A 23,821-nucleotide genomic window follows, 5' to 3' on the forward strand; every position below is an offset into this window, starting at 1 on the left:
GGCTGCCCTTAAAGGGTGGCCTTTTGCATTGAAATGCATTACATCATATTAGCATTTTTATAGAGTCAAACAAACAAAAACACTTATTCATCGTTGATTATAGTATAAAAAACAGCAATCAACCACTGTAAATATCACTAAACAACATTACTATGGATAACTATGAAACTTTAGTGGATGCCACTAACGACCTTTATAAAAAAGGATATACAGCAAATTTAAGTTTAGACGAAGATTCGGTTAATGATAAAGAGCGCGGTATTGAAATGCTGCCTGATGAGTTTGAAATAGATGAGTTCTATCGCTTCGAAGGGCCAAGCAATCCATCTGATATGTCTATTGTTTATGCAATCAGCTCAGCGAAATATGATTTGAAAGGCGTGCTGGTAAACGCCTACGGAGTTTATGCTGATAATGCAAATGCGGCGCTTATCGCCAAATTGCACCATGGGCAGGTAAGCGATCACCTGCATGGTGAAGACAGGCCAAAAGCGTAATTTTTATTTCGGATTTCGGATGTTCGATTTCGAATATTCAATCTGTCAATGTCATTTCGACGAGGTACGAGGAGAAATCTTCTGTAATAACTGAAAACAGATTCAGAGGATTTCTCACTATCGTTCGAAATGACATTTTTTGTGATGAAAAGATTGAATTCGGAACTATTCCCCCTTCAGGGGGCGGGGGGCTCAAGTTTTCCCAATATCATTTTCCCCCTTGCCTGTATTGCGGCGGTGCCATTCTTCATTAAAAACTCCATTTGGTTTGCAAGTTCTTCGGCTATCCAATCATAACGCTTACTTAAATGCATCAGCGCTTCGCCAGCCGAACATTTTACCGCAACAAGCACCTTTGGATCAATAAGCCAGTCGAACAGTTTTTCAATCACCGGCTCCATGTCAACACCATTAAGTTTTTCCTTTATCGCCTTATTTGCTTTTGGTGATGTCAGCCTGATCATAATATTGGCGTAATGCCGCTGACTGCTTGGGTTGTTTGCATCAGGAAAGCGCTTAATGAGGTAGGAGAGGTAATCAATATACTCTGCTGTGTTTTTAAGCAGAATATTTTCCAGTAGCCATGATGCACGAAAACTAACGTTTTTATCTTCATGGAAGGTAAGATCTATAAGGTCAGTCAGCGGAAAATGATGCTTGCGCATCAATGCTGTAAGCTCAAGCACCCTTGGCTTACCAATGGTATGTTCAATTTGCTTAAGCAACTCCTGTTTGTTCAGCATTTATGCAAAAATATAAATAGCTGTTAAACATTTTCAGCAACATGGCGTTGCAAATAATATGGAATCAGATGTAAGTAAATGCCGCATTTTTGACAGCCGCAGTAACGAAACACTTGAAGTGTACCCTATGCGCCTTGACCCTGACCTGAATATCGATAAGGAAATGAAGGAAAAACTTACCGATGTAGCAAAGCAACATAATGTTCCGCTGCAGCAGGTAGGCTGGGAAATGGTCGACTAAAGATTTTTGCCCCAGCGGTAGGCAAAACTTATTGAGCCGTACTGGTAGCCCGGCGCGGTGCTTTTTACCTCGCGCGATTTGATAAAGGCAATTGCGCTGGCCGACCACCTGTCTGAAGCGAATTGTAAGCCTAATTGCTGTACATACACAAAATGATGTATACCGAAAGTTAACGGCCCTTTATCACTCCTGAACAAACCACCCTGTATAGTTGCATTGTATCCTACAAAGTGTAATTGCGGAACGGCAAAAAAGAATAGCTCGTGCTTTTGATGTTTGCTGTCAACGCTTACCCGGCTATTTGTGCTTACCGACTCAAACAAATTACCTAATTGTCCTATTCTGAAAAGCATACCTGCGCTGGCGCCTGTAAAGGTATTGCCTAACCACGCGCTTGGGTTGGCTGTAATATCAAACCAGCTTCCGTTTGTTCGGTATAAAAGCTTTTTATAATCGGCGTTTAAATTAATACCGGGTTCGTTATTTAGCTGATGTTCCCAGCCCTTAACTTCATGCAAGCCAAACAAACTGTGAAAGCCTTTTTGTATTTCTTCACCCAATGCCAGCGGTCCTATAATACCTAACTGACCACCAAGTTTTAAAGCGCTTTCGTTTTTATAAAATTTAGTGAGCGATATACCTGCATACAAATAAGCGGTGTAAGGTCTGTCTTGTAAATTTATGTCTGCAACGTTTGATTCGTATGCATTATATATCTGCTGCCCCCCGTCAATCTCAAGCACTTTTTTCACAAGTGATGAGTCGCTGCTATGATCAAGCGCACGGGTGTACGATGCAAACTCACCGGCTGTGTAGTAGCGGTCGTTTTTCGGGTTGATGTATTGATCGTTCTCCACTTTTATGCTGATCTGGCTTTTGTAGCCCTGGGCAAAAAGTGTTATGGGAGCTGCGAAAATTATAGCGAGTAAGGTTAAGCGAAAGGTGCGTTTCATTTGTTGTGTGAAGGATATGGCATAAAATTATTTAATAATTTTCACATTAACTTTTAATGGCAGAAAATTTGGCTTTGTTGTTGCGGCAATTTATCAAACCAATAACGCCATGGCAGCAAAAAGTAAAACCAAAAAGTGGTCGGGTAAGGTTACTGAAACCAGCGACGCGCTCGACCTGGAAAAGGATGTCTTCAAATCAAAGAATCCGAAGGAGATCGCCAAGTCGTTAAAAAAATCTGCCGAGCATAGTGAAAAGCGAAAGTCGTCGCCATATCGCAGTGCCATGTCAATGCTTACATTCTATATCAATCGTGCCGGAAAGAACTTAACCGAACATGAGAAAGAGCCGCTTGAAAAAGCCAAAAATGAGTTACGGAAACTTTACGGGCGCGATGAAAAGTAACCTGCAACATTTTTTACAAAATGAACACACTGGCGTATTTGGGCAACAGGTAAAAATTATACCTTTACCAGCCTGTTAATTTTATAAAACCACATGGTTAATTTCAACCGTTTTACTTTAGATAATGGCCTTAGGGTAATTGTACACGAAGATAATACCACACCAATGGCGGTGGTTAACATATTGTATGATGTTGGCGCCCGCGACGAAAACCCCGAACAAACCGGTTTTGCCCACTTATTTGAGCACCTGATGTTTGGCGGTTCGGTAAACATCCCTGTTTACGATGAACCTTTGCAGCGTGTGGGCGGCGAAAACAATGCCTTTACCAGTAATGATATCACCAACTACTATATCACTCTGCCTTCGGCAAATATAGAAACTGCTTTTTGGCTGGAAAGCGATCGTATGCTGAACCTTGCTTTTAGTGAAAAAAGCCTGGAAGTGCAGCGTAATGTGGTGATAGAGGAGTTTAAACAACGTTATTTAAATCAGCCTTACGGTGATGTATGGCTGAAGCTGCGTCCGCTGGTGTATAAAACGCACCCATACCGCTGGGCTACTATTGGTGAAAAAAAAGAACATATTGCGGATGCGAAAATTGAAGATGTAAAAGCATTTTTTAAAAAGCATTATAACCCGCAAAACGCCATTATGGTAGTAGGCGGTGACGTAACAACCGAACAGGTTAAACAGCTTGCCGAAAAATGGTTTGGACAGATACCGGCTGGCGAGAAATACCACCGCGAATTACCGCAGGAACCTGAACAGTTGGAAGAACGCCGTGCGACAGTAACTGGTAAAGTGCCCCTAAATGATGTGTATATCGCTTTTCAGATGTGTGGCCGTACCGATGAAGGCTATTATGCTGCCGAGTTGATATCCGATATTTTATCAAGAGGTAACTCATCAAGGTTATATCGCAGCTTGGTAAAAGAGAAACAGTTGTTCAGCGAGATACATGCTTATATAACCGGCAGCCTTGATAAGGGCATGTTTGTGGTAGAAGGTAAGCCGCTGGAAAATGTTACCATTGAAGCCGCTGAAGCCGCCATTTGGGAAGAGCTTGAAAGAATAAGTACTGAACTTGTGCCCGCTGATGAACTGACCAAGGTGCAGAACAAAACAGAATCGACCATGGTGTTTGCCGAGATGGCATTGCTTGAAAAAGCCATGAACCTGGCGTTTTTTGAGCTGCTTGGTGATGCCGGACAGCTTAATAACGAAACGAAAAAGTATCTGGCTGTAACGGCTGAAGAGATACAACGACAGGCAAAAGCCATTTTCAGGAAAAATAATTCATCAACGCTTGTTTACCTGGCCGAGAAGCCGGAACCGGAATTTGCCTGAACCTGATTTTGAAATTTTGAGAATTTATAGAATAGGAAGAGATTTTACATTCTATAAATTTTATAATTTTTTTAATTCAGGTTCTGACATTAACTAATGACGAATGACAATTGACAGAACTATAGCGCCCGAATTTAAGGCCATCAATGATATTAAATTAATAAAGCCTGAGCAGTTAACACTAAATAACGGGCTGCAGGTATTTTGTTTTAACTCCGGCGGACAGGAACTGCTGCGCCTTGAGTGGATATTTGGCAACCTGCGTTTCAATCCAGAAAAGCCGCTGCTTAATCAAGCCGTGTCAACGTTGATTACTGAGGGTACCGAAACCTTAACCGCCGCCCAGATAGCTGACAGGATAGATTTTTACGGTGCGTTCTTGCAGGCCGAATACGGTTTTGATACGTCGCAGCTTACCTTGTTCAGTTTGAACAAACACCTAAGCAGCACCTTGCCTGTAGTAAAAGATGTGCTTACTAATGCCATCTTCCCGCAAAAGGAAGTGGATACTTATGTACGCAATCAGCAGCAGAAATTACAGGTAAGCCTGCGGAAAAACGATGTAGTTGCCCGGCGTTTGTTCAATAAGGCACTGCATGGCAATACGTTGTATGGTTTCTCGCCTGAGGCTGAAGATTATCAGAAATTACAGCGTGAAGACATGCTTGGGCACTATCATGAAATGTTCAGGCCGTCAAATTGTACGTTAATTATTTCAGGTAAGATAGAGAAGGAAGCGCTTGATTTGATTATTGAAATGTTTGGCGAAAACTGGCAGCTGGATAGTAACCCCGCTGACATTAGTCAGCCTGAAGTGGTCGCAGCAACCGAGCACTTTTATTATAAGGAAAAGCCCGGCGCACTGCAGTCGGCGATACGGATTGGTTTGCCGGCCGTAAACCGTACACACCCTGATTTTTCGGCCTTGCAAGTACTTAACACAGTGTTGGGCGGTTACTTTGGCTCACGACTGATGGCCAACATTCGCGAGGATAAAGGTTATACCTATGGCATTGGGTCGGGAATAAGCTCATTTAAGCACACCGGTACCTGGTTCATAGCCTCGGAAGTTGGCGCCGATGTGTGCCGCGCCGCGATAGCCGAGGTGGAAAAAGAGATTGGCCTGCTAAAAACCGAACTGATACCTGAAGACGAGCTTAACCTGGTGCGCAATTATATGCTCGGCTCACTGTTAGGTAGTTTAGAAAACGTATTTTCGCATGCCGACAAGTTTAAAAACCTGTACTTTTCGGGACTTGGTTATGAGTATTATGATAACTACATGCAAACAGTAAAAACTGTAACTGCTGAGCAATTGAAAGATCTGGCAAACAAATATCTCGATTCAGATAGATTTTATAAGGTAATCGCGGGTAAGTATTAGATGTTGACGTCAACAGAGTCAACGCCGTCAACAGTGTCAACACCGTCAACACCAGTCAACACTGTCAAAATTTTGGCAGTGGTTTAGTTGCTGTAATGCTTCGTTAAGGATGGGATTTGCTATGTAGCACGTTAGTGGATTTTTTTTTCTTTTGCCGGAAAAGAAAATGAACCAAAAAGGATCCGGGCGGCTGCACCCTGCCTTTTAAAGTTCTGCTATGGCTTTGCCAATGCTTCCCGGCCATGCTTATGCCGGAATTTTTAGGCTATTGAGGGTTCGTCAGCTCTCTTTTAATTATATTTCATGATAGACAAATTTCTGCTATACCAAAAAAACGCTTTGTCATTTCGAAAGAGCAGCGGAGGATGCGGGGAAGGAGCGAAAGAGAAATCTTCTAAGATATACATGTAGAAAATGAGATCTCCTTGTTCTTTGTCGACATGACTAATTAATGATGCACTTCCCATTTATCATCGCACCGCAATTTTCCCTGTCATAACAACAATTAGTAAACCAAATAGCTAAAATTCAAAATAAAAACCTATCTTTGCCCGGCAAATAATAACTCCTAAAATTATTTGCTATGCAGTCATACTCCTCAAAATTTGTCGCCGAAGGTTTAACTTATGATGATGTGCTGTTACTTCCGGCATACTCTGAAATATTGCCGCGCGAGGTTGACACATCTTCGTACCTTACTAAAAAAATCAAGCTTAACGTACCTTTGGTATCGGCCGCTATGGATACCGTTACAGAAGCGCAACTTGCTATTGCTATGGCCCAGGCAGGCGGTTTGGGCATGCTGCACAAAAACATGAGCATACAACGCCAGGCCGACGAGGTGCGCAAAGTAAAACGTTCTGAAAGCGGTATGATTCAGGATCCGGTTACGCTGAATGAGAATGCGGTACTGGCCGACGCTTTCAAAATAATGAAGGAGTACAAAATTGGCGGCATTCCTGTTGTGAGTACTGAAGGCAAGCTAAAAGGCATTATTACTAACCGCGACCTGCGTTTCCAAAAAGATGCCTCACGCCCCGTACAGGAAGTAATGACTAAAGATAACCTGATAACAGCACCGCAAGGCACTACGCTGTTACAGGCCGAGGAAATACTGCAAAACTATAAAATTGAAAAGCTGCCGGTTGTCGATTCTGACGGAAAACTGATAGGGCTGATCACCTTTAAAGATATACAGAAATTTAAAAACTATCCTAACGCTTGTAAAGACGAGCATGGCCGTCTTCGTGTTGGTGCTGCCGTTGGAGTTACCGCCGACACTATGGACAGGGTTGACGCGCTGGTAAAAGCCGGTGTTGATGTTATTGCCATTGATACCGCCCATGGCCATTCAAAAGGAGTTATTGATAAGCTGAAAGAAGTAAAAGCAAAATATCCCGACTTGCAGGTTATAGCCGGTAACATTGCTACCGGAGATGCCGCCCGCGCGCTGGCCGATGCCGGTGCCGACGCTGTTAAGGTAGGTATTGGCCCGGGATCGATATGTACTACCCGTATTATTGCAGGTGTGGGCGTACCTCAGTTGTATGCCGTTTATGAGTGTGCCGAAGCATTGAAAGGCACCGGCGTACCGGTAATTGCCGACGGTGGTATAAAGCACACAGGTGATATTGCGAAAGCCATTGCTGCGGGTGCAAGTTCAATAATGGCAGGCTCGCTGTTCGCGGGTGTTGAAGAGTCGCCGGGCGAAAGTATTATTTATGAAGGTCGTCGCTTTAAATCATACCGCGGCATGGGCTCGATAGAAGCTATGGAGCAGGGCTCGAAAGACCGTTATTTCCAGGATGTTGAGGATGATATCAAAAAGCTTGTTCCGGAAGGTATTGTTGGTCGTGTACCTTACAAAGGCACCCTTGCCGAGGTGGTTTACCAGTATGTAGGTGGCTTACGTGCCAGCATGGGCTACTGTGGCGCTAAAGATGTACCTGCATTGCAGCAAGCTAAGTTTGTACGCATCACGGCATCGGGCATACGCGAATCGCACCCGCATGATATTACTATCACTAAGGAAGCGCCGAACTATACAAGGTAATTTGTGTTTAACATAGCAAGAAAAGGCGCATATTGCGCCTTTTCTTATATATAAGTCATATTAAACACTACTTAATACCTACTTCAACAATACCTCTATGAAAAATATCTGCATATTTTGCGGCGCCAATTTTAATGGTGATGAAAAAATTAAAGAAACCATTACTGAGACGGCCGAATTGTTTGTTTCCAAGGGCATTACAATGATTTATGGAGGCGCGCATGCCGGTATGATGGGTATGCTTGCTGACGACATCCTCAGTAGCGGAGGAAAGGTAATAGGTGTGATACCGCAATTTTTAATGGATAAAGAGATAGCGCATACCGGCTTAACCCAATTGCATGTAGTACAAACCATGCACGCGCGTAAGCAACTGATGGTTGACCTGTGCGACGGCATAATTACCCTGCCAGGTGGCGCAGGTACGCTCGACGAGTTTTTTGAAGCTTTACATGGTTGCAGTTGGGTTTACATTACAAACCTGTAGCACTTCTAAACATCAACGGTTTTTATGATCTCTTGTTACAACATTTTGATATGATGGTGGAAAAAGGCTTCATGAAAGCCGCTAATCGCGAAATGCTGCTCACGTCAAAAAGTATAACCGGTTTGTTTGAACAAATGGCATCTTTTAATACTGATCCTCAGCAAGTATGGTTAAAAGATAACGACAAAAAAGCGGTGTAGCTTGAACACTTATGTTAAATTGTGAAAAAGTTTGTGTGTACAAGTTAATGTTAACTTTTGTTAATATTAATTCTTTTACTCACTTTTAGCAATATAATCATACCATAACCAATGGTCTATAGATTATAAACCGCTAAAATAGCTATGCATGAGAAGTTATGCTGAGGTACCTGATATTGAACTATTGAAGTTGTTATGCAGCGACGAGGATGTACTTGCTTTTAATGAGATATACAACCGTTACTGGGATAAGGCTTATGGTGCCGCATATAAGCGTACAAAATTAACAGAAGTATCTGAAGAAATAGTGCAGGATATCTTTACCGACCTCTGGCTTCGACGCAAAGAATTGCAAATTACAGCTAAACTACCTGTATATCTTTTTTCAGCTGTACGCTATAAAGTTATCAATTACATCCATAAAGAACTGTTAAAAAGCAATCACCGCAAGCTTACTTCTATTTCCAGCCCTGATCTTGATAACTCCACCGAAGAACGCGTAATTGCAGGAGACTTGCATACGCACCTGCAGTTAGAGGTAAGGCAACTGCCCGAAAAATGCCGCGAGGTTTTTGAACTAAGCCGTAATGAGTATAAAAGCAACCGTGAAATTGCCCAAAGCCTTGGCATATCTGAAAAAACAGTTGAAAATCATATCACTAAGGCTTTGCGTCGTCTGCGCACAAGTATCAATTCATTTTTTTTATAAATTTTATTTAACGGATAGGGGATGCGCCTTAGTTGAATGACTATGTGTATGTAATCCGAAGTATAATAAATAGCTCAACGGATGAAAAACCAATTGAAACATCTGCTTGAAAAGTATTTAAACGGCAACTGCACACCTGAAGAGGAAGCTGCAGTTATGGAATGGTATAATTTATATGCCAATGAAGATGATCATGTATCGTCGTTGCAGGATTTGCATAAAAATATTCTCAAAGAAAAGATGAGAAAATCTATCGATGAAAATATACTAGTTCACGAATCTCTTACTGAGAATAATGACAGGAAGCCTTTTGGGCGTTACTTCGGTTATACTATTACCGGCATAGCTGCAATGCTGCTTGTTGCATACGGCTTGGGATTTGTAAATATTAATGGTATAAAACAGCAAGCTCCTACTGTATCTAACGAAAAGATAAGCGTGTCTAACACAACTAAAGCAATTAAAGAATACATCTTAAGCGATGGTAGCCATGTTTGGCTGTACCCCGGCGCCAGCATTAAATTTAATAAGAAATTTATCGGAGATATCAGGCAGGTAACTCTTTCAGGGGAATCATTTTTTGACGTTGCCAAAGACGCTGCACACCCTTTTGTAATTCGCAGTAGCCGTATAATAACAAAGGTATGGGGTACGAGCTTTAAGGTTAGCGATATGCCTGGCCGGGTACTTGCCGGGGTACAGGTGGTAACCGGAAAGGTATCTGTAAAGCCGGTTAAAGCTACAAATCAAACCGAGGTAATGCTTCATCCTAACGAACAGGTAACCTACCGCCCTGAGTTAAAGAAATTATATATGGCCAAAGTACAACCGGCCGCTAAACTGGCCATGTGGAAAAAAGTTGACCTCAAGTTTGATAACAAGCCTTTAAGGGAAGTAATACCTGTATTAAACAAGCATTTTAACGTTGATATAAAAGTCGAAGATGCTAAACTGAATGACTACCTGCTTAATGCCGACTTTGACGGTCTTAATTTTGTTTCAATAATGCAAATATTGAACAAAACACTGAATATCAGCTACGAAATTTCTGAAACTGACATCATACTAAAAAAACAATAATTGACCAATTATTTGAATTATTTAACCTATTTCCGGAATGAAGAGTAAGCAACAAACATAGAAGCGAAATAAAAAGAACAGGAGTGCTGGTACCACTCCCATCCTTTAATTGTTAGCCCGTTTTAAACGCCTGCCAGGCAGGTGCAAGGGCTGTTTTGTCTCATTTTTTAGCTCAAAAACGAAAACTAACCAAGTTATGAAAATTTTTCTACACATACCCAAACCCTGGTATACTATTATGAAAATAACGTTGAGCCAATTAGTTATAGCAATTCTGCTTACCGGTCTTTCGTATGCCAACAGTGGCAAAGCGCAGGCCATGCTGCAAAAGCAGGTAACACTTGCTGTAAATAATTCAAGCTTAAGCAGTGTGTTAAAACAGCTGGAACAACAGGCCGATGTAAAGTTTGTATATAGCAATACGCTAGTAAAAACCGATAAAACGGTATCAATAGAAATTGTGCAGCAACCGCTTAATGAAGTGCTTAATAAATTACTTGCCGGAAGCGGAATAGCATATGAAGTTGTTAATGACCGTATAGTACTTACTCAAGCCAAGCCTGCAGGAAACGGGCAGGAGGTCGGAGAGCAAGCCTTTCCGGTAAGCGGTAAAATAGTTGATGAAACCGGCGTCCCGCTGCCTGGTGTAACTGTAAGGCTTAATAATTCTACCCAAGGCACCACTACTGACGCGAATGGCGCATTTACCATCAATGTAAATGCTGAAACAGATGTGCTTACTTTCAGCTTTATTGGTTATGAAAATCAAAGCGTAACCGTTGGTACGAACCGTTCCTTTAACGTTCAAATGAAACTTAGCCAGGCTAACAACCTGAAAGAGGTGGTAGTAATTGGTTATGGTACAACATCAAAAGCTAATTTGGCTACCGCTGTAAGTACAGTAAAAGGCAGCGAAATTAACGAACGTCCTACCACATCAAACGTACTGCAAGGCCTTGCCGGTAAGGTTTCAGGCGTAAATATCATGACAAACTCCGGCAAACCAGGCGGCGCGCCTTCAATAAAAATTCGCGGTACCGCGTCAATTCAAACTTCTAATGATCCGTTATATGTAATTGATGGTGTGGTAGGAGCCGATATTACAACTATCGATCCTACTATAATCGAGTCGATTGACATATTGAAAGACGCTGCCGCGGCGGCTATATACGGTGCCCGAGGATCAAACGGTGTTGTGTTGGTAACCACACGTAGGGGTAAACAAGGCGCATCTGATATATCTTTTAATAACACATTAGGCTTTAGCACATTGGCACGAAAGATTGACCTTATCGACGCACAGGGGCTGGCCGATCTTTTTAGAAGGAAGCCGGCTTTCCAAAATAATACTCCTTTTCCTACAACAGGCCGCATGGATGAGTTGTTTGACGGCTTTACACCTAATTACAATACCGACTGGCAGGATGAATCAACCCGTATGGGGATACTTAACAATCATTCGCTTACATTTTCGGGCGGTAAAGAAGGGTTAAGTATTATGGCTAACATTACTTACCGCAACCAAACCGGTATAATGCTTAACGCTTACGAAAAACAGCTTAAAGGCTACATGAACCTGAACTGGGATGTTAAGCCTTGGCTGCATCTCGACTTTCGTCTTAACGCGGGAGCCAGCCAGAACAATGATGTAAGCAGCGACGGTATATCTGTAGGCGCGGGTTTAAGACAGATGTATGAATTTCCATCATTTTTCCCTGTAACGTATGCCGACGGTGGCGCGTCGCAAAAAGATGATTTTCCTGGGCTTGAAGCTTCAGAGAATCCGGTAACATTATTTAACGGTATAAAAAATGTATTTGGCCGCACTTTTAATATTGCAAACCTTGGCTTAACCTTTCATTTAACTAAAGAGCTTGATTTTGTTGCAACGGCCAGCGGGCAAACCAATGCAGGGTATACGCTTTACTATGCAAATTCCGGCCTTTCGCAATTAACCGATACCGAAAATACCGCAGGTATTGCACGCCGTACGCATGTTGAAACAGGCGGGTGGCGCACCGAGGGTTATTTTAGTTACAAAAACAATTTTGCAAAACATAATCTCGAGCTGATTGGCGGCGGTAGCTGGTACTATGATGTTGCTCAATCAACCTCAGCTGAAACACGCGGATTTTTTGACGACTTCTACAGCTATAATAACCTTGCGGCAGGTACTATTATCGCAATACCAACATCGGGTTGGAATGAAAGAAAATTTAATTCGTTTTACGGCAGGGCTATATATAACTATGATGGCCGCTACCTGTTCAGCGCGTCATTACGTACCGATGGTTCATCTCCTTTTGGCGCCAAATACAAATATGGTGTGTTCCCTGCGTTTTCAGCCGGTTGGAATGTTGCCAACGAGAACTTTTTTGAATCAGCAAAAAATAGCATCAGTACTTTAAAAATACGCGGCAGTTATGGTGTTGTAGGTAATGCAGAACTGACCCCATACCAAGCCTTAGCACGTTTAATAAATAACCTGCAGTATTTTGGCGGACAGCCGCAATCAGGCGTTACGCTGTTACCTGCAATGGCCAATGAAAACCTGCGTTGGGAAAGGCAGCGCACTGTTGATATTGGTGTTGACATAGGATTGTTAAACGATCGTATCCAGTTAACAGCCGATTACTATAATAAGGTTAATGATGATCTTTTATATCCGTTGCCCGTGGCTGCGTCAACAGGGTATTCAACTATTATTTACAACATTGGTGCTATACGTAACCGTGGTTTTGAGCTTGGTATCAATACAGTTAATATCAGAACCAAAAACTTTACCTGGAGCACAAACGCCAATTTCTCTTTAAATCGTAACAAAGTAACCAAGCTACCAAACGGCGCTGTTTATAACTGGGGTACCCGTATTTTGGAAGGTCGTCCGCTTAATGAGTTTTTTGGCTACGTAAGGGAAGGCGTTTTTCAAACCGACGCTGAAGCGCAGGCCTATTATGGTTCTTCGGGAAAAGCAGGCGATATAAAGTATGCCGATTATGATGGCAGCGGTACAAAAACCGCTAATGACAGAGTTCCTCTCGGAAATGGCAATCCTAAATGGGAAGCCAACATGACCAATACTGTTAGCTATAAAGGGTTAAGTTTCTTTATTGATATGGGCGGTATGTACGGGTTATCATTACTTAACAACACCAAGCATCAGATGGAAAACCCGCTATTGCAGGTAAACACTTATTCAGAAATGGTTAACTCATGGACACCCGAACATCCAAACACAATGTTACCTGCGATAGGAAGTAACAAAGGTGTGGAAGTAGCTGACTCATACTTTGTAGAGGACGCATCATTTTTGCGGATACGCAATATCGGGCTTACCTACCGCATACAGGGCGACTGGCTGAAAAAACTGGTATTGAAAGGGATTACACTGGGTGTAAATGTGGAAAATGCATTCCTGTTTACTAAGTATTCGGGGTTTGATCCGGAGTATTCTTCGTTTGATCCAAAGCTGATTCAAGGTTTTGATAACTACCAGTATCCAAAATACAAAACCATATCATTTAGTTTGAACGCAAATTTTTAACGCTTAATGGTATCATAAGATGAAAAAATATATAGCAATCATAATATGTGCGGTATTATCAGGACTAACATCGTGCAAAAAATTTCTTGAAGAAAATCCGCGCTCAGATATCTCTCCGGGTGTGTTCTATAAAACCGAATCTCAGGCAAAGGCTGCTGTTACCGGATGTTATAAGGGGCTTGAATCACAATTCTTATCTGTTTTCTTCGGTCTTTCAATTTCCGACTGGATATCTGTTGAAACACTGCCGGGATTTGCCACTCGTACGTTGGTAAACAATGCGGAGGACATCCAATTTACTGATCTGACTAAAATTGAGGCAACTAATTCATATGTTGCCGGCCAATGGAAAGACAATTATTTGCCTATCAATAACTGTAACAGCGTAATACAAAATTTAACATCTTCAGGCGTTCTGGATGAAGCTACAAAAAGCAAAATGCTTGGCGAAGTTTATTTTCTAAGGGCCTATTATTACTTTCAATTGGTTCGATTATTTGGTGATGTGCCGCTACGAACAGTGCCTGCTACCACTCTTGAAGAGTCAAGCGCGCCTCGAAATAAGCAGGAAACCATTTACAATCAGATTGTGTCAGATCTTAAACAGGCTGAAGGTGCTGGTTTACCCACATTGCCACAGGATAACTCGGGACGTGTAACCGTAACTGCAGTTAAATCATTGCTGGCAAAAGTTTATCTCACAATGGCTGGTGCTCCCTTAAATAAAGGGACTGAATATTATCAGCTTGCGTACGATAAAGCTAAAGAAGTGATTACAAGCAATGATGCAGGGCTGATACCAAACCTTAGTGATATATTAACACCGGCTTATGAGAATAAGGTTGAAAATATATTTATGGTTCAGCGTCAAATGCCGAATGCACCAAGTATGATGCACTATTCGATGCTGCCCATACCAACGCCGCAGGTGCCACTTGGCGCTTATAACGACAGGTCGGGCGCAATGCAGATAAAGCAGGAGTTTTATAACTCATACCGTCCGAATGATATTCGGAATGATCAGCATTATCTATACGATTACGTGTATCCTGAAAATGGGAACCATTATATCATGGTTTACAAATATTGGGATGGAACGGCGATAAATACAGGCGACTCGGGCGCTAACATCCCGCTTATAAGGTATGCCGATGTATTGCTGATAGCTGCCGAAGCCAGAGCAATGATTGATGGTGGCTCGACAAGCGATGCAACCGCGATACAGGCATATAATGCCGTGCACACCCGCGCCGTGCCGGGCGACAACAAGGCAACCATTACTTTTGATGATGTTTTTCGTGAACGTTTCTGGGAGTTTTGTTTTGAAAATCAAACCTGGTTTGATATGAAGCGTACGTTGAAAACTATGGATGTGCCAAGTGGTAACATAGTAAACATGATAGGATATAAAGCGCCTGCCCACGGCCGCCCTTTTGAAGAAACCGACCTGTATTTGCCTATACCGCAGGTTGAGATAGATGCAAACCCGCGAATATTGGAACCGGCACAATAACCTCACCACAATTAAACCAAACCTCACCACAAAAAAGCCGCCCCGAAAGGGCGGCTTTTTTACTTTTTGTTAAATAAGGCTTTAATAGTTGCTTCTCCATTGCTGCCAACAGGGCAGGCAGCGCTATTTGTGTTGGCCCGATAAACGCCGGCAGGTGCAGCACCCGGCATTATCATAAATCCGGCTTTGTCAAGTTCGTGCACACGGTTATAAGCGTATTTAAGCCACTGGTTGCGGTAAGTCTCAGGCTGTGAAGCAAACCAGTTCACTTCATCGTATCCCCAAACATCATATTGTTCCGGTCCCGCCTGGCCAATGTGTGAAGTGTTGCCGTACGAGTCGAGTTCGACAAGGTAAGGCAGGCTTTCGCATTTCCATCCGGAAGGCGTAATGCCACCCGGACTGCAGCCGTAAAAAGCATCACTGTAACCGGTTTCTAAAACAGTATTATGTTCAGCCTCAGGGCCAAGCTCTTTTGGCCGTAACGGGAACGAATGAAAATCAAATAGGAGATGACCGCTTTTGTCTTTCATCCATCTGCGGGGCACATGCCCGTCGCATATAACCATATTGCGGCGGGCGTGTGTTTTGGCATAGGTGCGTACTTTGCCCAGTATATCCTTCCAACCGGCATAGTCGTTATTGATGTCTGTTTCAGCCATCAGTTCTACCTGCCCGAAATGCAGTGCCTCAATGCCGATATCAATAAACTGCTTAGCCAGCCAGTAAAACCATAGGCGTGTTTCAATCTGAGTGATATCAGGTACGCTCTGTCCATCGCTCCACTGGTTTACCCGGTTGCCATTAGGGTAGAGCATAGCATTGTAGTTGAAATTTCGTTTTTCGACCGGAAGGTTAAAAGCTCTAAAAACCCATTCGGGAATGGCTATGTCATTAACTTTTGTTGTGACGATCTCAAAAATGCAGGCCTGTGCAATGATCTGCCGGTCGCTTGCATGCAGGTCGGCTATGCGCTGTTTGGCATATTTCAGAAACGCGGGATTGTTATACTTTTCGTCTTCACCAAAGGAAAAAATAACCCTGCCGACAAATTTGGCGCCCGTGTTCAGTATCATGCGCTTATCGTCGTCGCGATAGGGAATGGCGTTTTTAAACTGGGTAAAGCTGTCGCTTTTAGCATACTCATACATTTGTATGGCATGGCTCAAGTAACTTTCAAGCACCCGTCGGGGCATGGTGCCTTTAAAAGTGTAGTTGCTTTGCGCATAGCAATCGGTGACAAACCACAGCAGCAAAACCGCTGTTAATAGTTTAATTTTCATCAGGTTTAATTGGTAAAAGCTGTTGCAAAATATCATTAAAACCGCATAGTTACCAACGCCACCGTTGTATTGTTGAAAAACCATTGCACTATACCGACAATGGCTTGTTGCCTTAATGCGATGTAAAGATTAACTTTGTATTCATTTTTATTGAAGCTACATGTCTGGAGAATTAGAACACGTTAAATGTCTTATTATAGGCTCGGGCCCGGCCGGATATACTGCGGCTATTTACGCTTCGCGCGCCGACCTTAAACCTGTGTTATATACAGGTATGCTATCGGGCGGGCAGCTTACCCAAACTACCGAGGTAGAAAACTATCCCGGCTACCCTGATGGGATTTTAGGTCCTGAGATGATGCAGAACTTTGAAAAGCAAGCATCAAGACTTGGTACTGATATCCGCTTCGGCTATGTAAGTTCGGTTGATTTTTCGAGCCTGCCACATAAGGTAGTGGTTGACGAAAGCAAGACCATTCTTGCCGATACCGTGATTATTTCTACAGGCGCTTCAGCAAAATGGTTAGGCCTTGAGTCTGAACAAAAATATAACGGCTTTGGCGTTTCAGCCTGTGCCGTTTGCGACGGTTTCTTTTTCCGGGGACAGGATGTAGCCATTGTTGGCGCGGGTGATACGGCTGCTGAGGAAGCTACTTATTTAGCCAAACTTTGCCGCAAAGTGTACATGCTTGTACGCCGCGACGAATTCCGCGCTTCAAAAGCGATGGTTCACCGCGTATTGAACACCCCGAATATCGAGGTGATTTACAATACCGAAACCAAAGAGATAGTTGGCGACGGACAGGTGGTTACGGGCGTAAAAGTGATAAACAACCAAACCAACGAAGATAAAACACTGGATGTTACCGGCTTTTTTGTGGCCATTGGTCATCACCCTAACACCGAGATTTTCCGTGGCTGGATACACATGGATGAAACGGGTTATATCATTACCAAGCCGGGTTCGTCTGAAACAAATATCGAAGGTGTTTTTGCCTGCGGCGACGCACAAGATCATATCTATCGCCAGGCGGTAACTGCGGCAGGTTCAGGCTGTATGGCTGCTATTGATGCCGAGCGTTACCTTGCCGCTAAAGAACATGTGGTAACAGCATAAACTGTTGTTAAATATATCGTGATATTGAAAGCCGCTGAAAAGCGGCTTTTGTTTTTTGCAACTATTCCGTTCAATTGGCGATAGGTGTGGCAACATTGAAAATAATCAATTAAATTAACAGCGTTTTAAAGCTAACCTCATTGTATAAATGAAAAAAAACGTTTTCAGGCTTATTGCCGCAATAGTGATCTTATCGCCGGTAATTGCAACAGCACAGGATGCTGACCCTAATCTTGGAATCATTCCGGCGCCGGTATCGGTTAGGAAAATGACCGGTGAGTTTGTCATCAGCAAAGAAACCAATTTGCTTGCTGATACTGTAGATAATAAAGCTGTACTTTTTCTGGGGGATTTTCTGAAAAATAAAGCGATGCTGGCTGTTCAGCCCAAGCATTATAGCGGCAGCGCTCCTGAAAACAGTATAATACTTACCGCCGAAGGCACAGCCAACATGCCTGCCGAAGCTTACCGCCTTACCATAACCCCCGGCAAAATAACCATAGCTGGTAAAGGTGCCGGATTGTTTTATGGCATACAATCACTTATCCAGCTTTTCCCTGCCGAGCGTGCGGGTACGGTTAGATTACCATCAGTTGTTATCGACGACTATCCGCGTTTTGGTTACCGGGGATTGATGCTTGACGTTTGCCGCCATTTTGTGAGTGTTGAATCGCTAAAAAAATATATCGACCTGCTGGCTGCGTATAAGTTCAATACCTTTCATTGGCATTTAACTGACGACCAGGGCTGGCGTATCGAAATAAAAAAATACCCTAAGCTAATTCAGGTGGGCAGCCAGCGCGCGCAAACGGTTATCGGCAATTACCACGACCGCACGCCTCAGCAATATGATAATACGCCTTACGGTGGTTATTACACGCAAGATCAGGTACGCGGAATAGTGAAATATGCCGCTGACAGGTACATCACCGTTATACCCGAAATTGAAATGCCCGGACACGCCATGGCTGCCCTTGCCGCATATCCTGAACTAAGCTGCAACCCAAGTGAAACCTATAAGGTTGCGGAAACATGGGGCGTTTTCAAAGACGTATTCTGTCCCAACGAACAAACGTTTACCTTTTTGCAGGATGTGCTTACCGAGGTAATGGACCTGTTTCCAAGTAAGTTAATTCACATAGGCGGGGATGAAGTGCCTAAGGACATTTGGAAGAAATCGGCATATGCCCAAAAACTTATAAGCCAAAATAAATTAAAAGACGAGCATGGCCTGCAAAGCTATTTTATACACCGCATTGAAAAGTTTGTGAACAGCAAAGGCCGCAACATCATCGGCTGGGATGAAATACTGGAAGGCGGGCTTGCACCAAATGCGACCGTAATGAGCTGGAGAGGCGAAGCCGGCGGCATCGAGGCCGCCCAGCAAAATCACAATGTGATTATGACGCCAGGCAGCAATGGTTTATACCTTGATCACGCTCAAGGTTTGCTGTATCAGGAACCAATGGGTATAGGCGGTTATGCACCGTTGGAGAAAACGTATAGTTATAATCCAACACCGGCAGTATTAACTCCGCAGCAACAGAAATATATTTTGGGTGTACAGGGTAATCTTTGGGCAGAATATATTCCTACGGAGAACAAACGTCAGTATATGCTTTTACCACGTTTGCTGGCAATTGCCGAGGTAGCCTGGTCGCCGTTGGCTAAGAAGAACTTTGTCGATTTTTCGGAAACACGCCTGCCGCGTCATTACGCCTGGCTCGAAAAAAATGATTTTAATTATCGTGTTCCGCCAGCCATAGGCGCTAAGGATACCATTATGTTTGCGCCGCAGGTAACGGTAAATCTGAAATCGCCGGTTGAAGGAGCAAGTGTTTATTATACTATTGATGACTATACGCCGCGTGAAACGGATAAGCTTTATTCGCTGCCGGTTACTTACAATATTCCTGCAGGACAATACCGCGAACTCAAAACCATAGTGATAACGCCAACAGGCAAGCGCAGCCGTGTTACTAAAACAACAGTGTATAACCTTGCGCCATTACCTGCCGCACAGTTTCAAGGAAATGTTCCGGGTGTGAAATATCAGTTGTATGGAGGCTCATTCGGAAATACCGGGCGTGTTGAATCGGGCGGTTTGATAGATACCGGTACGGTGAAGACGTTTAGTCCGCTGGCTTTTAAAAAGAATAACAAAAGCTTTGGTGTAATTTACAGCGGTTACATCAATGTTCCGCAAGACGGGCAGTATGGCTTCGCGACACAATCGGCAGATGGTTCGGTATTGCTTATAGATGATCAGCCTGTGGTTGATAACGATGGCCGTCATAACCTTTATGAAAAAGGCGGGGCTGTCAATTTATTAAAGGGATTTCATAAAATTACCGTAAAATATTTTAATATTGGGGCAACAAGTATCCTGCGTGTGTACATGACCCAACCGGGCCGGCCCAAAGGAGAATTGTCACCCGAATCGATTTATAACTGATTGATTAAAATATATTAATGGGCATCAAATGTACTGTTATGATGCTGGCTGCTTGCGCAATTTTAGCAGGCTGCAGCGGTAATGATGATAAAGCTGTAAAAAAGGTTGCTACCCCTAAAGCACCGCCACTGCAGGCGCCTTTCAGGTTCCACAAACTGGTAGAGGTAGCGCCGGGAAACGACTTTGACATATTAAGCTGGGGCAGGGGCGCCACTGATGTCGGCTCGTTTATCATCCTGCATTCTGATTCGGTAGCCATGAACTATACCACCACAACCGGCGACCTTGAAGGAACCGTGGTTGATGTGTATAATGCTGATATGGATGTTGACGGGAACCCAGAGTTGCTGATTGAATCGCACTCAAAAGACACCACTAAGTACACTAATATTTACTCTTTCGAGTTTAACAATAGCAGGGCTTCTAAACTGGATTTTCCTGATCTTACCAGGAAACAAAGCAAGGGCTACCGCGGACAGGATAATTTCTATATCAAAGAAGGCAAGTTTATCCGCGAGTTTCCAATTTACACAGGCGAAGGTAAAGCTGCTAAACCAAGCGGCGCCAAACGCGTACTGCAATACAGCTTGCGCAATAACAGCTTCACTGTTGAGCAGTTGAGTAAAGATTCAACAGATAAAGATGACCCTGTGATTCAACCTGTGAAGCAGGAAAACAAAGCAATGGTTAAAAAATCAGGCAAGAAAAAATCTTCATCAAAAAAGAAAAGAAGGCACAGGAGGAGAGAGTAAGCCTGTTATAAGTTAAGTGAAGTTTGCAACGGATCAGGTTGAGCTACAGCCGTTCCGGTCATCTTCATCATTTCCTTAGCGTTATAAACGGCTTCCACATCAATATCATTGTTAAAATAGAACCAGCCTTCTTCGGCATTATTGTTTTGCTTTATAGAGTCGACAATCTTTTGTAATTCCTCGTTAGTGTAGGGTGACTTATATAAAAGCGGAACGCCATGAAAGCGATAATATATAACAGGTGTATTTTGTATAACCGCATCAGGCAACTCAGGGTGACTTTGCCCGCAAAACGTAATGTGATGTTTGCCTAATGTTTCGTACACCTCCTCTCGCCACCAGCTTTCGTGCCTCAATTCAAGTACGTTGCTAAACGCCGGGTTTAAGTTGTTGATGATACGCTCAAGACGTTCTTCATCATAATGAAACCTTGGCGGCATTTGAAACAGCACCGGGCCAAGCTTTTCCAGCAGACCGTCATTTATAGTATCGTAAAAGCTTGTGATCAGGTCAACGGAGTTATGAAATTGCTTAAAATGTGTTATGGCGCGTGGCGCTTTAACCGAGAACCTGAAATCAGCCGGGCTTTTCTGATGCCAGGTTTGCAGGAACGACAATTGCGGAAAGCGGTAAAAGGTGACATTCAGCTCAAGCGTTTTAAAATGTTCGCAGTAAAAGTCGAACCATTTACGCTGAGCCAGCTTTTCCGGATAAAACTTACCTTTCCAGCCTTTATAATGAAATCCCGAGCAGCCTATATGCCAATCCATATCTTAATAATGGTTTAAGATTGCAGATTGTTTTAAAGTAGTAACCTCCATGCTAAAGTTGTTCAGCATCCCACATGGCAAGCATAAATATAGCTTTATGTAAGTGGAAACGGATTAAAAACAACAAACAATTAATCTGCACATTCGCATATCTGCACATTCACAAATCTGTATATCCGCATATTCAACCACTTGCATATCCGCACCTCCGCACATATCTTAGCATTCTATGCAATTCGTCTATCCTGCGTTTCTGTTTGCACTTGTGTCGCTTGCGGTGCCTGTAGTTGTTCACCTGTTCAATTTCAGGCGATACCAGAAGGTGCAGTTCAGCAATGTGCAATTTTTGAAAGAATTGCAGGAACAGCAGGCCTCACGTAGAAACCTAAGGGAACGACTTATATTAGCATCACGCTTACTGGCGCTTTTCTTCCTTGTGCTGGCTTTTGCAAGGCCGTTTATACCCCACGATAATAATACTGACATCGGCAAAGAAAAGGTAATAAGTATTTTTGTTGATAACTCTTATTCAATGCACAACCCGGGCGTTGATGGCACGCTGCTCGACCAGGCACGACAAAAAGCCCGCGAAATTGCTGCGGCTTATAACATAAATGATCGTTTTCAGTTGCTTACGCAAGATTTTGAAGGAAAACATCAGCGTCTTTTAAGCCGTGATGAGTTTAACAACGCTGTTGATGCTGTCCAAATAACTACGCAAAGCCGTAGCTTGCAACAAATAGTTGATAGGCAGCTGAGCTTGCTTAACGAACAACATGGGGTTCGGAAGGATATGTATATCATATCTGATTTTCAGCGCAGCATGGCCGCGCAAAAAGTACAGGCTGATACTGCTGTCGAGGTTAATCTTATACAGCTTCGTTCGCAAAGTTTACCAAATGTCGCAGTGGACTCCGTGTGGTTGTTAAGCGCCGTACATCGTGTAGGCGGCAGTGAGCGTCTGGTTGTACGGCTGCATAATTATGCTGATAAACCCGCCGTAAACATCCCAATGAAACTGTTTATCAATGGCTCGCAAAAGGCGCTGGCAAGCTTTACCATTGATGCTGGTGCTGTTGTAACAGATACGCTTGCCTTTTCAGGTTTACAGGCAGGCTGGCAGCGCGGGGAAATACAGGTGCAGGATAATCCTATTACTTTTGATAATAACTTTTGGTTCACATATAATGTAGCCAGGCAATTGCCTGTTCTGCTGATTGACGGTGGTTCAGAAGATCCGTTTTTAAAAGCGGTTTTTGCTTCTGATGCTTTTTTTAAGACCACCCGCATGCCAGAGGGCAATGTTGATTACGCCGGTATGGATGCTTACCCGTTGATTGTTTTAAGTAACATTCCGGCGCTATCACAAGGACTTGCCCGCCAATTGAGCGAATATGTTAAAGGCGGCGGTACGCTGGTGCTTTTTCCGCCTGATGATAATGCCCAGCAAGGGTATAACGCCTTTTTACAATTGTTGGGCGTAGCTACGTATGCAAACATCAATACCCAAACAGTTAAGGTGACAGGCATTAACCAGCAAAACATGCTGTTCAGGGATGTTTTTGATGCTATACCGCAAAACCCTGATATGCCTGTTGTTAAGAAGTATTATAGTATAAACCAATCAGGCGGTGAAGAGCCGATCATGCAGCTGTCGGGCAGGCGTACTTTCTGGTCGGGATATAATGCCGGAAAGGGTAGGCTCTATTTATCTGCCGTACCGTTGAATGATGATTTCAGCAATTTGCAGCGCCATGGTTTATTTGTACCAGTAATGTTCAGGATAGCTTTGCTTAGCGGGCATGATGCGCCGCTTTTTTATACACTTGGTAAAAACGAAAGCATTGAAACAGTACCGCTGCGGGCTACTGAAAAGCAGGTGATCAGCCTGAATAAGGGCAACATGAGCATTATTCCGGATGTTCGTCAGCAGAATGGATCTACACGGTTGTTTGTGGCTGATCAACTCCGAGAAGCGGGTTTGTACGATTTGAAAAAGCAGGATAGTACAGCGGCCGTCCTGGCATTTAATGACAGCCGTGCTGAATCAGACATGAAGTATCTTTCATCCTCGGAACTAAAAAATATTATACCTGGCAACGACAGCAGGGTTATAAACGAAAAGCAGCCGGCCGGCAAGGTGATTAATGAAACAAATAATGGTTTACAATTATGGAAACTTTGTATAATTTTGACGTTAATATTCCTGGCCGTTGAAATTTTGCTTGTACGATACTTTAAAACAGGCAATAAGCTTGCCGGTCAGGCATAGCACCCAAACGCTTTA

At 43.2% G+C, this 23,821-nt stretch carries 18 protein-coding genes and 1 pseudogene; 15 read left to right on the forward strand and 4 right to left on the reverse strand.

From position 1 onward, the window contains the following. Positions 1–152 precede the first annotated feature (152 nt). The gene (locus EOD41_RS02225) at positions 153–497 is read left to right on the forward strand and encodes a phosphoribosylpyrophosphate synthetase (RefSeq protein WP_127703144.1); all 345 of its coding nucleotides are present in this window, start codon (positions 153–155) and stop codon (positions 495–497) included. A gap of 176 nt (positions 498–673) precedes the next feature. Here EOD41_RS02225 and EOD41_RS02230 read toward each other — a convergent pair whose 3' ends face one another. Further along, positions 674–1,240 (reverse strand): hypothetical protein, encoded by a 567-nt coding sequence (locus tag EOD41_RS02230; protein ID WP_127703145.1) that lies wholly within the window; start codon positions 1,238–1,240, stop codon positions 674–676. 58 nt (positions 1,241–1,298) lie between these two features. Here EOD41_RS02230 and EOD41_RS02235 point away from each other — a divergent pair, with 58 nt between their 5' ends. After that, positions 1,299–1,481: a hypothetical protein gene (locus tag EOD41_RS02235; protein ID WP_127703146.1), complete on the forward strand. Its 183-nt coding sequence runs from the start codon at positions 1,299–1,301 to the stop codon at positions 1,479–1,481. On the opposite strand, the gene EOD41_RS02240 is transcribed toward EOD41_RS02235, so the two are convergent. After that, a complete protein-coding gene (locus EOD41_RS02240; protein WP_127703147.1) occupies positions 1,478–2,434 on the reverse strand; it encodes a lipid A deacylase LpxR family protein in 957 nt (318 codons plus the stop codon). The genes EOD41_RS02235 and EOD41_RS02240 overlap by 4 nt on opposite strands. Positions 2,435–2,543: 109 nt before the next feature. Here EOD41_RS02240 and EOD41_RS02245 point away from each other — a divergent pair, with 109 nt between their 5' ends. The 9 genes and pseudogenes from EOD41_RS02245 to EOD41_RS02285 all read left to right on the forward strand — a co-directional run bounded on the left by EOD41_RS02245 (position 2,544) and on the right by EOD41_RS02285 (position 15,157). After that, positions 2,544–2,837, forward strand: a complete 294-nt coding sequence (locus tag EOD41_RS02245; RefSeq protein WP_127703148.1) for a DUF3175 domain-containing protein — start codon at positions 2,544–2,546, stop codon at positions 2,835–2,837. 93 nt (positions 2,838–2,930) lie between these two features. After that, positions 2,931–4,187 carry a M16 family metallopeptidase gene (locus tag EOD41_RS02250; RefSeq protein ID WP_127703149.1) on the forward strand — a complete coding sequence of 419 codons (1,257 nt, stop codon included), beginning with the start codon at positions 2,931–2,933 and terminating at the stop codon, positions 4,185–4,187. 103 nt (positions 4,188–4,290) lie between these two features. Further along, positions 4,291–5,571, forward strand: coding sequence for a M16 family metallopeptidase (locus EOD41_RS02255; protein ID WP_127703150.1), 1,281 nt, complete (start codon positions 4,291–4,293; stop codon positions 5,569–5,571). 583 nt (positions 5,572–6,154) lie between these two features. Continuing rightward, positions 6,155–7,624 (forward strand): IMP dehydrogenase, encoded by a 1,470-nt coding sequence (guaB, locus tag EOD41_RS02260; protein ID WP_127703151.1) that lies wholly within the window; start codon positions 6,155–6,157, stop codon positions 7,622–7,624. A 97-nt stretch (positions 7,625–7,721) separates the two neighbouring features. Further along, a pseudogene (locus tag EOD41_RS02265) lies at positions 7,722–8,311 on the forward strand (LOG family protein). Positions 8,312–8,459: 148 nt separating this feature from the next. Beyond that, positions 8,460–9,020 (forward strand): RNA polymerase sigma-70 factor, encoded by a 561-nt coding sequence (locus tag EOD41_RS02270; RefSeq protein WP_127703152.1) that lies wholly within the window; start codon positions 8,460–8,462, stop codon positions 9,018–9,020. 81 nt (positions 9,021–9,101) lie between these two features. After that, a complete protein-coding gene (locus tag EOD41_RS02275) occupies positions 9,102–10,100 on the forward strand; it encodes a FecR family protein (RefSeq protein ID WP_127703153.1) in 999 nt (332 codons plus the stop codon). Between the two features lie 238 nt (positions 10,101–10,338). Continuing rightward, positions 10,339–13,644 (forward strand): TonB-dependent receptor, encoded by a 3,306-nt coding sequence (locus EOD41_RS02280; RefSeq protein ID WP_164849867.1) that lies wholly within the window; start codon positions 10,339–10,341, stop codon positions 13,642–13,644. 19 nt (positions 13,645–13,663) lie between these two features. Beyond that, a complete protein-coding gene (locus tag EOD41_RS02285; protein WP_127703155.1) occupies positions 13,664–15,157 on the forward strand; it encodes a RagB/SusD family nutrient uptake outer membrane protein in 1,494 nt (497 codons plus the stop codon). Positions 15,158–15,216: 59 nt separating this feature from the next. Here the strand turns inward: EOD41_RS02285 and EOD41_RS02290 are convergent, their stop codons facing one another. Beyond that, on the reverse strand, positions 15,217–16,440 hold the full coding sequence (locus tag EOD41_RS02290; protein WP_127703156.1) for a hypothetical protein: 1,224 nt from the start codon (positions 16,438–16,440) through the stop codon (positions 15,217–15,219). A gap of 160 nt (positions 16,441–16,600) precedes the next feature. On the opposite strand from EOD41_RS02290, the gene trxB reads away from it, so the two are divergent. From trxB to EOD41_RS02305, 3 genes are all read left to right on the forward strand, one after another. Then, positions 16,601–17,557 carry a thioredoxin-disulfide reductase gene (trxB, locus tag EOD41_RS02295; RefSeq protein ID WP_127703157.1) on the forward strand — a complete coding sequence of 319 codons (957 nt, stop codon included), beginning with the start codon at positions 16,601–16,603 and terminating at the stop codon, positions 17,555–17,557. Positions 17,558–17,705: 148 nt separating this feature from the next. Next, positions 17,706–20,012: a family 20 glycosylhydrolase gene (locus EOD41_RS02300; protein ID WP_127703158.1), complete on the forward strand. Its 2,307-nt coding sequence runs from the start codon at positions 17,706–17,708 to the stop codon at positions 20,010–20,012. Between the two features lie 17 nt (positions 20,013–20,029). Further along, positions 20,030–20,764, forward strand: a complete 735-nt coding sequence (locus EOD41_RS02305) for a hypothetical protein (protein ID WP_127703159.1) — start codon at positions 20,030–20,032, stop codon at positions 20,762–20,764. 5 nt (positions 20,765–20,769) lie between these two features. Here the strand turns inward: EOD41_RS02305 and EOD41_RS02310 are convergent, their stop codons facing one another. After that, on the reverse strand, positions 20,770–21,534 hold the full coding sequence (locus EOD41_RS02310; RefSeq protein WP_127703160.1) for a DUF72 domain-containing protein: 765 nt from the start codon (positions 21,532–21,534) through the stop codon (positions 20,770–20,772). A 229-nt stretch (positions 21,535–21,763) separates the two neighbouring features. Between EOD41_RS02310 and EOD41_RS02315 the strand changes: the two genes are divergently transcribed. Continuing rightward, complete coding sequence (locus EOD41_RS02315) at positions 21,764–23,806, forward strand: BatA domain-containing protein (protein ID WP_127703161.1); 2,043 nt, start codon at positions 21,764–21,766, stop codon at positions 23,804–23,806. The last annotated feature ends 15 nt before the right edge of the window (positions 23,807–23,821 follow it).

It is taken from the genome of Mucilaginibacter limnophilus (genome assembly GCF_004005815.1).
GTDB lineage: Bacteria > Bacteroidota > Bacteroidia > Sphingobacteriales > Sphingobacteriaceae > Mucilaginibacter > Mucilaginibacter limnophilus.

Excerpts from the sequence above, each read along its gene's own strand:
- EOD41_RS02315 (WP_127703161.1), top strand. The coding sequence starts at position 21,764 with ATGCAATTCGTCTATCCTGCGTTTCTGTTTGCACTTGTGTCGCTTGCG.
- trxB (WP_127703157.1), top strand. The coding sequence starts at position 16,601 with ATGTCTGGAGAATTAGAACACGTTAAATGTCTTATTATAGGCTCGGGC.
- EOD41_RS02310 (WP_127703160.1), bottom strand. The coding sequence starts at position 21,534 with ATGGATTGGCATATAGGCTGCTCGGGATTTCATTATAAAGGCTGGAAA.
- EOD41_RS02240 (WP_127703147.1), bottom strand. The coding sequence starts at position 2,434 with ATGAAACGCACCTTTCGCTTAACCTTACTCGCTATAATTTTCGCAGCT.
- EOD41_RS02300 (WP_127703158.1), top strand. The coding sequence starts at position 17,706 with ATGAAAAAAAACGTTTTCAGGCTTATTGCCGCAATAGTGATCTTATCG.
- EOD41_RS02275 (WP_127703153.1), top strand. The coding sequence starts at position 9,102 with ATGAAAAACCAATTGAAACATCTGCTTGAAAAGTATTTAAACGGCAAC.
- EOD41_RS02230 (WP_127703145.1), bottom strand. The coding sequence starts at position 1,240 with ATGCTGAACAAACAGGAGTTGCTTAAGCAAATTGAACATACCATTGGT.
- EOD41_RS02255 (WP_127703150.1), top strand. The coding sequence starts at position 4,291 with ATGACAATTGACAGAACTATAGCGCCCGAATTTAAGGCCATCAATGAT.
- EOD41_RS02305 (WP_127703159.1), top strand. The coding sequence starts at position 20,030 with ATGGGCATCAAATGTACTGTTATGATGCTGGCTGCTTGCGCAATTTTA.
- guaB (WP_127703151.1), top strand. The coding sequence starts at position 6,155 with ATGCAGTCATACTCCTCAAAATTTGTCGCCGAAGGTTTAACTTATGAT.
- EOD41_RS02290 (WP_127703156.1), bottom strand. The coding sequence starts at position 16,440 with ATGAAAATTAAACTATTAACAGCGGTTTTGCTGCTGTGGTTTGTCACC.
- EOD41_RS02280 (WP_164849867.1), top strand. The coding sequence starts at position 10,339 with ATGAAAATAACGTTGAGCCAATTAGTTATAGCAATTCTGCTTACCGGT.
- EOD41_RS02225 (WP_127703144.1), top strand. The coding sequence starts at position 153 with ATGGATAACTATGAAACTTTAGTGGATGCCACTAACGACCTTTATAAA.
- EOD41_RS02235 (WP_127703146.1), top strand. The coding sequence starts at position 1,299 with ATGGAATCAGATGTAAGTAAATGCCGCATTTTTGACAGCCGCAGTAAC.
- EOD41_RS02285 (WP_127703155.1), top strand. The coding sequence starts at position 13,664 with ATGAAAAAATATATAGCAATCATAATATGTGCGGTATTATCAGGACTA.
- EOD41_RS02245 (WP_127703148.1), top strand. The coding sequence starts at position 2,544 with ATGGCAGCAAAAAGTAAAACCAAAAAGTGGTCGGGTAAGGTTACTGAA.
- EOD41_RS02270 (WP_127703152.1), top strand. The coding sequence starts at position 8,460 with ATGAGAAGTTATGCTGAGGTACCTGATATTGAACTATTGAAGTTGTTA.
- EOD41_RS02250 (WP_127703149.1), top strand. The coding sequence starts at position 2,931 with ATGGTTAATTTCAACCGTTTTACTTTAGATAATGGCCTTAGGGTAATT.